Annotated in this window: 8 protein-coding genes; 6 read left to right on the top strand and 2 right to left on the bottom strand. The window is 47.2% G+C overall.

Annotation, left to right across the window (positions count from 1 at the left end; translation table 11 throughout):
- Positions 1-162 precede the first annotated feature (162 nt).
- A complete protein-coding gene (gene fdhA, locus ACTRXH_RS06720) occupies positions 163-1,377 on the bottom strand; it encodes a formaldehyde dehydrogenase, glutathione-independent (protein WP_474260853.1) in 1,215 nt (404 codons plus the stop codon).
- Between the two features lie 146 nt (positions 1,378-1,523).
- Between fdhA and ACTRXH_RS06715 the strand changes: the two genes are divergently transcribed.
- The 4 genes from ACTRXH_RS06715 (at position 1,524) to ACTRXH_RS06700 (ending at position 4,885) form a co-directional block, all read left to right on the top strand.
- On the top strand, positions 1,524-1,847 hold the full coding sequence (locus ACTRXH_RS06715; RefSeq protein ID WP_474260854.1) for a winged helix-turn-helix transcriptional regulator: 324 nt from the start codon (positions 1,524-1,526) through the stop codon (positions 1,845-1,847).
- A 90-nt stretch (positions 1,848-1,937) separates the two neighbouring features.
- Positions 1,938-2,864 (top strand): peptidoglycan-binding protein, encoded by a 927-nt coding sequence (locus ACTRXH_RS06710; RefSeq protein WP_474281276.1) that lies wholly within the window; start codon positions 1,938-1,940, stop codon positions 2,862-2,864.
- A gap of 182 nt (positions 2,865-3,046) precedes the next feature.
- The gene (locus tag ACTRXH_RS06705; protein ID WP_474281274.1) at positions 3,047-4,474 is read left to right on the top strand and encodes an SLC13 family permease; all 1,428 of its coding nucleotides are present in this window, start codon (positions 3,047-3,049) and stop codon (positions 4,472-4,474) included.
- A gap of 21 nt (positions 4,475-4,495) precedes the next feature.
- Positions 4,496-4,885, top strand: a complete 390-nt coding sequence (locus ACTRXH_RS06700; RefSeq protein WP_474281272.1) for a DUF4181 domain-containing protein — start codon at positions 4,496-4,498, stop codon at positions 4,883-4,885.
- 84 nt (positions 4,886-4,969) lie between these two features.
- Here the strand turns inward: ACTRXH_RS06700 and ACTRXH_RS06695 are convergent, their stop codons facing one another.
- Positions 4,970-5,860, bottom strand: a complete 891-nt coding sequence (locus ACTRXH_RS06695) for a C40 family peptidase (protein ID WP_474281270.1) — start codon at positions 5,858-5,860, stop codon at positions 4,970-4,972.
- A gap of 262 nt (positions 5,861-6,122) precedes the next feature.
- Here ACTRXH_RS06695 and ACTRXH_RS06690 point away from each other — a divergent pair, with 262 nt between their 5' ends.
- On the top strand, positions 6,123-7,355 hold the full coding sequence (locus tag ACTRXH_RS06690) for an Nramp family divalent metal transporter (RefSeq protein ID WP_474281268.1): 1,233 nt from the start codon (positions 6,123-6,125) through the stop codon (positions 7,353-7,355).
- A gap of 154 nt (positions 7,356-7,509) precedes the next feature.
- Positions 7,510-9,933, top strand: coding sequence for a Lon protease family protein (locus ACTRXH_RS06685; protein WP_474281266.1), 2,424 nt, complete (start codon positions 7,510-7,512; stop codon positions 9,931-9,933).
- Positions 9,934-10,020 lie beyond the last annotated feature (87 nt).

The following is a 10,020-nucleotide window of genomic DNA, read 5'->3' as shown; positions in this document are numbered from 1 at the left end:
CGGTAACGAGCTTCTTCCGCATTCCGCTTCATCATGCGCCATAACCCCTTTCCAGGCTATTTCTTTTTATCATAGCATAAAAAAACTGCCGACACGCTCTAAAATTAGAGCCATTGTCGACAGTCTGAAACGAGCAGATACTTTCTGCTCGTTTTTATTTGCTTAAGACCGGACAGAGCCGTGAGGGTCAATAACGAATTTCTTCGCCGCCCCTTTATCAAAGTCCTGGTAGCCTTTAGGTGCGTCATCCAGCGAGATCAGCGTGGCATTTACTGCTTTGGCAATCTGCGCTTTATCGCTTAGAATCAATTTCAGCAAATTGCGGTGGTATTTCATGACCGGAGTTTGTCCGGTAACGAACGTATGGGCCTTTGCCCAGCCTAAGCCGATACGGATTTTCAGGGAGCCCTGCTTGGCGTCATCGTCAGAAGCACCTGGATCCTCTGTCACGTACAGCCCCGGGATACCCAACTGCCCGCCGGCTTCGGTGACCGACATGATCGAGTTCAGCACGGTCGCCGGGGCTTCCTTCGCGTCGGGCCCGTGGCCGGATGCTTCAAAGCCAACGGCATCAACGGCGCAGTCTACTTCCGGTATACCGAGGATCTGCTCAATCTGCTCGCCAAGACTGTCATGCTTTGTTAAGTTTACAGTTTCGCAGCCGAAGCTTTCTGCCTGCTTCAGGCGCTGTTCATTAAGGTCACCGACAATAACAACGGAGGCACCGAGAAGCTGTGCTGAGTGAGCGGCTGCAAGTCCTACAGGTCCTGCACCGGCGACATACACAGTCGAACCGGGACGTACACCTGCAGAAGCGGCTCCGTGGAAGCCGGTTGGGAAAATATCTGAAAGCATGGTCAGGTCCATGATTTTTTCCATCGCCTGTTCTTTATCCGGGAAGGCGAGCAGCTGAAAGTCTGCATAAGGAACCATAACATATTCAGATTGACCGCCTACCCAGCCGCCCATGTCTACGTAACCATAAGCGCCGCCCGGTCGCTCAGGGTTTACGTTCAAACATATATGAGTTTTCTGTTCTTTACATAATTTACATCTGCCGCACGCTACGTTAAATGGTACAGAAACAAGATCGCCTTTTTTAATAAACTCTACGTCGCGTCCCACTTCCACTACTTCCCCTGTAATCTCATGTCCAAGAGCCAGTCCTTTAGGTGCAGTTGTACGGCCGCGCACCATATGCTGGTCGCTTCCGCAAATATTTGTCGTCACAATCTTAAGAATAACACCGTGTTCACATTTCCGTCCTGCGTTGGACGGCGGGACTCCGGGGCCTTCGTGAAGTACTAAATCAGGATAGCCAATGTCTTGAATTTCAACGTTACCAGCACCTTGATAAACCACTGCTTTGTTGCTCATCCTTTGATTCCTCCTCATAGTAGTGAAGTAGGAGCGCTTACGCCCTATCCCCAGTGTATTTGATAAAACGTTTTCAAGAAAGTAGGCACTTTCTTGTTTGTTGCTTTCCGCTATGATACTATGTATAAAAAAGGGAGCGCTTTCATATGATGGATCCATTCCAGGCACATTGCGAGATGGAAGTGACGCTGGCTGTAATTAGTGGCAAATGGAAAGCAGACATTGTTCGGATACTCTCCGATGGTACTCCACGCAGATACGGCTTTTTTCAGAAAAACCTCCCTGAAGTTACCCCGAAGATATTGACTAATCAGCTGCGTGAACTCGAAAATGCGGGTATTTTGACACGTGCCATTTATCCAGAGGTGCCGGTGCGGGTAGAGTACCAGCTTACGGAAGCCGGAATGGGTCTTCTCCCGATTTTAGAAGCGATGGAAAGATGGGCTCAAAGCTATACGAAAAAAATTTAGTGAATTGGTTGTAAAATACAGCTTAGCATCCCCTTTTATATATAGAAGCCGCAATATACCGGCTGACTATATGAAAAAGGGGATGTTTTAATGTTTCAAGAACTGCCTCAGCTCGTCGACGTCAGGGGAAGCGTGAAAAGAAATGGTTCTTACCAGAAGCGGTCGCTATCACAGATTACAGGAATCGCAAGACACCATTCAGCAACCACAAGTGGTGATGCTTTTTCCTTTGCCAATTATCATGTGGATTCCCTCGGCTGGCCAAGCGTTGGTTATCATTTTGTAATTACGAGAGACGGGACGATTCAATGGGCCAATGGAATTGACCGGATTTCATATCATGTGGGAAACAACAATACGCCGTTAATAGGTATCTGCCTGGTGGGAAGCGGTTCGTTTACCGAAGCACAGGAACGTTCGTTTTTTGATCTTCAGTCAGCACTTCGGGGGACAGAAGGAGTCGGTGTTTCCATCAGTAATATGAAAGGACACCGGGAATATCCCGGCCACTCCTCAAACACTTGCCCGGGCATCGATATGGATAGTGTAAGGGAGGCGGTGCGTGAGGGCCATCCACTAGGGGAAGACTTAACTCCGACGCTTCGTCCCGGTGACAACGGTCCGGCAGTCGCCCGGATGCAGCAGATGCTGCTTGATGCAGGAGAAAAACTGCCGCTGTACGGCACAGACGGAAATTTTGGAGACGAAACAGAAAACGCAGTCCGTTCCTTCCAGGATTCGCAAAATTTAACCATAGACGGCATTGTTGGCCCGAACACATGGGAAGCTCTCGAAAACTTTGCAGTGAAAGGAAAACTTGCGGTAGTCCTTGCCGAGGTGCTGAATGTACGCTCCCGTCCATCCTTTGATGCTGACGCCGTAGCGGGAACGGTCAGTCAGGGAGAAGCATTCACCATCACGGAAAAAGTGAAGGTGGACGGAAGCAGTACTGAAATGTTCCGGTTAAAATCAGGTTTGTATATCACTGCTCATCCAGGCTATGTACAGGTGAAGTAAAAATGTTTGGGAGGTGGGTGCCATAGAGTATCCACCTTTTTTCCTATTTTTTCTTTTTTTATAATATATATCCAAACAAATAGCTTTTATCTATATAATGGGCATTATGCGGCGGTAAAAAAACAGAATATTCCGATCAGATTTTGACACCGCATGCATTTTTAATTGAAGGGAGTGCAACTATGCCAAGAAGGAAAAAAATCGGGCTGATTCTGGGACCGGGCTTATTTGCTTTACTTTTTTTCATTCCATCGCTTACCGGTCTTGAAAGCGAACCGAGAGCCGTACTTGCTGTTACAGCCTGGGTAGCTTCCTGGTGGATTACAGAAGCCCTGCCGATACCGGCTACCTCTCTGCTGCCTATCTTTCTGCTGCCAATCACAGGAGGGGCGGATGAAGAGACAGCAACCATGGCGTATGCCGACCCTATTGTTTTTATGTATATGGGTGGTTTTACCATTGCTCTTGCGATTGAAAAATGGAACTTACATAAACGGATCGCGATGACAATTATTTCGTTTGTCGGTACTGGAAGTCAGCGCATTGTGCTGGGCGTTATATTGGCGACTGCTTTGCTTTCCATGTGGATTTCAAATGCTGCGACGGCGTTAATGATGCTGCCGATTGCACTGGCGCTGATTAAAGAGGTGAAGGATAAAGATTTCTTTGATGAAGTATCCTTGAACCGTTTTGCTAAGGGACTGCTTCTTTCAGTAGCGTATGCGGCTTCTATCGGCGGGCTGGCGACATTAATAGGGTCAGTGCCCAATGCTGCTTTTGCAGCCGTAGCTTCTTCCAATCTGGATCGTACGGTTACCTTTGCCGAATGGTTTTTGTTTGGTTTTCCTTTAACGGTTATTTTGTTGACCGGTCTTTATTTTTATTTAACGAAAATGCAGTTCCGTGTGAAAGCGCAAAAGGACATTTCAACAGATTTTGCCAGGAACCAGCTAAAAGATCTGGGACCGATGTCGTTTGAAGAAAAATCGGTGCTGACAATCTTTACAATTGTCGGTTTTCTTTGGATTACAAGCGGATTTATTCCCGAAGCCTATCGTCTGTCTGATACTTCCATCTCAATTATTGGAGCCACGTCGATGTTTTTGCTTCCGGCTAAACAGGAGAGAGGCGGGCTCATGGTATGGCAGGATATGAAAGAGCTTCCGTGGGGCCTGCTTCTGCTTTTCGGAGGCGGCTTGTCTCTCGCGGCTGCGTTTGAATCTTCGAATTTAACAGGATGGTTTGGGGAGCTGTTGGGGGGACTTGAAGTGCTTCCTTTTGTATTAATTTTAATAGTTCTTGCTGCCATTGTATTATTTATGACAGAAATCATGTCCAATACGGCCGTATCGAACATGCTGATGCCGATCAGCATCGGCCTTGCGATGGGAATTGGGGTAGACCCTTACGCCATTATGGGGATCGTGGCTCTCACTGCCAGCTGTGCCTTCATGCTTCCCATATCGACTCCACCTAACGCTGCGGTTTTCAGTTCAGATTATTTAACCATCGATGATATGGTCAAGGCCGGATTTTGGATGAACATTGTCGCTATTTTTGTTATCGTGGCATTTGTTTATTTCTGGCAGCCGGTCGTATTGAATTATTAATCGGCTGGGAAGGGTTATTTTATGTACACGTATGATAAGAGTATCGTAGAATTGCTTTTTCCATTTGTGCTTATATTGATTGTTTGGTTCATATTCGACGGGCTGCTGCGGCGGAAAACCAAATTGCCTTATAAAAATAAACCGAAGCGTCGAAGAAGTAAATCAGTAATTATAGCAGAGAAGCTTTTGGAATGGACAGGGACGGCGTTTGTATTATTTTTTACCATTAGCTCAGGAGACTTTTTAATATGGCATTTGATTTTTCTCGGGATGCCTTTGGCTTTAGTACAACTAATTCAGGGAATGGAGCAGCGGGAAAATGTACCGGAATCGAAAGCCCACTGGCATTCGTTTTTAGGGGCAGTATTTACTGCAGCTCTGATTTCCCGGGCGCTTGTGTTCCTTTACTAACTTCTGAAAGGTCAATATCCAGTTCAATTAAAAAACCGCCCTCTGCAAGCATGCAGAAAGGCGGTTACTTAAAATATGAGGGTATTAATCGATTGATTTTGCACCGATGTAATGCTCTTCCCAGTAGTCACTGGTGGTATCGGCTGTTTCCACCCCGCCTGAGCCGGAATGGATCATTTGGTCGTCTCCAATGTATATGCCGCTGTGCGAAGCGCCTTCTGTGTCATACGTGCCTTCATAAAAGACAACGTCGCCAACGTTTGGCTCTTCTACGAAGTCCCCGTTGTTCTGCCAGATGCCTTCATGGGTTCTTGAAACGTCTGTGCCGTTTTCTTCAAACACGTAATTGATAAAGCCGCTGCTGTCCAGGCCGCTTGCCGTAGTTCCGCCCCATTCATAAGGAGTGCCTAGTACGCTTTCCGCGGAATCGACAAGGCCGGAATCAGAGGCATTGGCTGATGTGCTTTCAGTGGAAGGCTCCGAAGATTCTTCTGAAGACGCGGAAGCAACTTCTTCGCTTTCATTATTATTATCGCTGTTCCCGCTGCTGCTTTCTTCTGTGTCACTGCTGGCCCCGGAGGAGTCTTCTGCTTCATCCAATGCTCCCATTGTTTCAGGGCCTGCGATGCCATCTATGCTTAAATTATTTTCTGTTTGAAATGCTTCTACAGCCTGTACAGTTTCATCATCATAAGTACCGTCAGCTTCGGAGGTATAGTAATCAAGATCGCTTAAAGCCGACTGAAGAGATTCTACACTGCTGCCGGTATCACCAAGATAAAGCAGAGTGTCCTCATTAGATTCAGTTTCGTTTGCTGTATCAGAAGAGTCGCTTTGGCTGGAAGTGCTGCTTTCGTCTGACTCAGGGTCAGCGAAGGCATCAGCGTTTCCGCTTAAAGCCGGTGTTAGAGCTAAAGCCGTTACGACGGCAGAGGATAATATATATTTTGGTGCTTGTCTGTTGGATTTAAACATTCAGGTTCCTCCTCGTGGTATAAATCAATTTATCGAACCACGAGTAAGTGTAACAAACAGAAAAATACGGGAGGTTTCATCCAGATTACGTTTTAATAACGTTAATTATAAAATAGGACATAATTAATGATTACTTCCTCGTTAATGTAGGTGAAAACGGCGGGAGGAAAGAGAGGATCATTTTCAGTCTCTGTAATATTTTTAATAAAATGAATATTGCGATTATTCATATGGCTACAATTTTAAAAAGGGGGGTCGAACAATGGAAAAAGCAGAAAAGAGGCCGTTGAGAGAAAGAGTAAGGGTGCTTGGCCCGGGAGTAATTGTAGCAGCGTCGTTTATAGGCCCGGGAACGGTAACGACGGCTACAGGTGCTGGAGCTTCTTTTGGCTTTGCCCTGCTATGGGCAGTAGTTTTTTCGATTGTCACAACCATCATACTTCAGGAAATGTGCTCGCGGCTGGGAATTATTACAGGAAAAGGTCTGGGAGCAGCAATAAGAGACCAGTTCACAAACCCGCTGCTGAAATACGGATCTATGTGGCTCATGATTATTGCCATTGTATTCGGCTGTGCTGCCTATATAGCTGGTGACTTACTTGGTACTTCGTTAGGGTTAACGACCCTGACAGGCGTTTCTGAAAATACGATCGGACCGGTCGTAGGAATCGTTATTTTGTTGATCGGCCTGAGTGGCAGCTACAAGTTGATTGAACGGGTCATGATAGTATTGATTGCGGTCATGAGTGTAACGTTTGTGACCACAATGGTCACGGCCCAGCCTGATCCGGGAGAGCTGTTTCAGGGAGCCTTTGTTCCCTCTATTCCAACGGGAGCCATTATTACAGTGATTGCCATTGTCGGCACCACAGTTGTTCCTTATAATTTATTCCTTCATTCAGAGAACGTGAAGGAACGCTGGAGTGAGCCGCGACATTTAAAGGAAGCGCGTCTGGACGTGTTTTTGTCAATTGGTTTGGGTGGTTTAATTACAGCTGCGATTCTAATCACATCCGGTGCGACAATCCGCGGACTGGAAGTGGAGTCCGTGGCAGACCTTGCTTTACAGCTTGAACCGCTGCTCGGAAGCTGGGCTACCGCTTTTATCAGTATAGGCTTATTCGCCGCCGGTTTTTCTTCCGCGCTTGCATCACCGCTCGGAGCAGCGGTTACCGTCAGCAGCGTATTGAAGTGGGAGCGCGGGATGAAGAACATTCGCTTTAAACTGGTCTTTTTGTCCGTGATGGCCATTGGAATTATTTCCTCCGGACTTGGCTTCGAGCCGCTCGATGTTTTACTTTTTGCTCAGGCATTGAATGGCCTTATTCTTCCCTTTGTCTCCATTATGCTTTTAGTTATTATGAATAACAAAAACCGGCTTGGCCATTATGTGAACCATTGGAAGATGAATTTGGCAGGCGGAGTTATCGTTTTAGTCTGCATATTTCTTGGTATCTACAGCATTGTAGATGCGATTGTGAGCATCACCTCGTAAACCGACTGTTCTTCTCTCAGGAAAATATAAAGAATACAGCATAGGAGTGACGAGAACGGGAATAGATAGTACTAATCGATACGTAGCTCTGATCTGAACGAAAGCGCCAAAAATGTAGCAGAAGACGGGATAACCGTGAAGGGAGGGGCGTTTTATGAACCATCATGATTATGAAAAAAGGCTTGCTCTGCATAAACTTTCTCCAGCAGAGCTCCGCCTGGAATTCAATGCTGAAATCTTTTCATTTGAAACGACAGAGGACATGAGGGACTTTCCATATGAAATGATTGGCCAGGAACGGGCCGAGCGGGCCATGGAGTTTGGTCTTTCAGTAAGCCAGGCGGGGTATAATTTGTTTGTAGTCGGTCCGACGGGGACAGGGAGAATGACTTACACCCAGCACAGTGTGGAAAATCTGGCCCGCAAACAGAAGCAGCCGGATGATTGGTGCTACGTGCACAATTTTGATAATCCGGACCGTCCGGAAATGCTTTCGTTTCCGGCCGGCGAAGGCCAGCGCTTCCGGCGCGGGATCGAACAGCTTTTGATAAACATCGAGCGGGAACTAAAGACAGCCTTCTCAAGCGACAGTCATGAAAGACAGAAGCGGGAGATGTTTGAACAGCTGCGCACAGAGATGGACGAGCTATGGAAAGAAACCGACCAGTTTGCGGTACAGCACCATTTTAAACTCGAGCGTATGCAGAATGGCATTAATAAAATTCCCCTTCAACGAGGTCAGCCAATGAACCGGGAGACGTATCAGCACCTGCTTGAAGCAGAAAAGGAACAGCTGAGGGCGAACGAAAAAATCGTAGAAGAAAAAGTGCAGGATGCTCTCCGGCGTATCGCCAAAATGGAGGAAACCTTCCGCAAAGACGTGCAGTTATTTATGACAAATACAGCTTCAGCCGCGGTACAAAAATTATTTGAGCCGCTCCGCAGGCAGTATGGGCATTTGCCAAAGGTTGAGGCGTATTTAACCGCATACGAACGGGACGTTGTAGAGCATTTTTACTTTTTTGCCGAAGGCCAGGGGCAGGAGGGTTCAGCAGGGGCGCTTGAAGGAATGAGGGAAAAACAGTACCAGCGGTACGTGGTGAATCTGCTCGTCAACAACAAACATTTAAACGGGGCCCCGGTAATTTACGAATCCAATCCGACGTATCACAATCTGTTTGGCAAGGTGGAATACCAGGGACAGATTGGCAGCCTGGTGACAAATTTTACTTTCATTAAACCAGGAGCGGTGCATCTGGCGAACGGCGGCTACTTGATTCTTCAGGCCGCAGATTTGCTGCAGCACCCAGGCGCATGGCCAGGGTTAAAACGGATGCTTCAGACCGGACACGTGCATATCGAAAATTCCTATGAAGAGCGGGGACTGCTGCCAACTAGTGCACTTAAGCCGGAACCTATTCCCTTCCGGACAAAGGTTATCATCATTGGTTCCTATTATGTTTATGACCTGTTGTCGAGACTTGATGAGGAGTTTGATAAGCTGTTTAAAGTCAAAGTAGAATTCGACACAGTCATGGCTAAAAACGATGAAAACAGCTGGAAAATGGCCAAGTTCGTGAAAAACTACGTTCAGGAAGAGGGCCTGCTCCCGTTTCACCGTGAAGCTGTAGCCAGAGTGATTGACTACAGCTCCCGGTTAATAGATGAACAGGGGAAGATGACCACCAGGTTTCAGGATATTACAAAGCTGCTCGTAGAATCCAGCCATTACGCGCTGCAGGAGGGAAACGCTTATGTCAGATCGGAGCACATTTTCCGGGCACTCGAAGAAAAATACAGGCGTTCAAGTCACATCCCTGAACAGTACCGGGAGAAAATTCACGATGAAACGATTATGATTCAAACGGAAGGCTACCGGGTCGGGCAGATTAACGGACTGGCCGTTATGGGCACAAGAGACTCCATGTTTGGCATTCCAACGAAAATTACGGCTCAGACGTACGTCGGAAAAAGCGGGTTGATGAACATTGAGCGGGAAACGTCTCTCAGCGGTCAGATTCATCACAAGGGCATGATGATTTTGACCGGGTTTCTTTCCGGCCAGTTTGCTAAAAACCGTCCTATTCCTTTATCAGCGAGTATTACTTTCGAGCAGACCTATAGTTTGATCGACGGCGACAGCGCTTCAAGCACAGAGTTGTACGTACTGCTTTCCTCTTTGGCAGAAGTGCCTATTTACCAGGGCATAGCAGTCACCGGGTCGGTCAACCAGTGGGGAGAGATTCAGCCAATCGGCGGTGTGAATGAAAAGATCGAGGGTTTTTATCATATTTGCCGGGAAAAAGGGCTGAACGGCAGGCAGGGGGTAATTATTCCGAAGCAGAATGCCCGCAATTTGATGCTCGATCCGGAGGTTGTGGAAGCGGCGGAAGCAGGAAGCTTCCATGTATGGGCAGTCGGCCATATTTCTGAAGGTATAGAAATCCTGACCGGTGAACGGGCAGGGGCCGTACGCCGCGAGGATGGAACCTATCCGGAAGGCTCGGTGTTTGCCCGCACAGAAGCCCGTTTTAACCGGATGTATGAGATGGAGTTCAGGCAGCAGGGCATGGAATAATAAGCGGAGAGCACAGCCTGGAAGCATGGCTGTGTTTTTTATAGAAATGAGGGAAATTATTCTTGACTTTTTATGTATGCGGTTTCA

The sequence above is a fragment of the Marinococcus sp. LNHM5E3-2.1 genome, from assembly GCF_056034365.1.
This window is presented reverse-complemented; position numbering and strand designations above follow the sequence as displayed.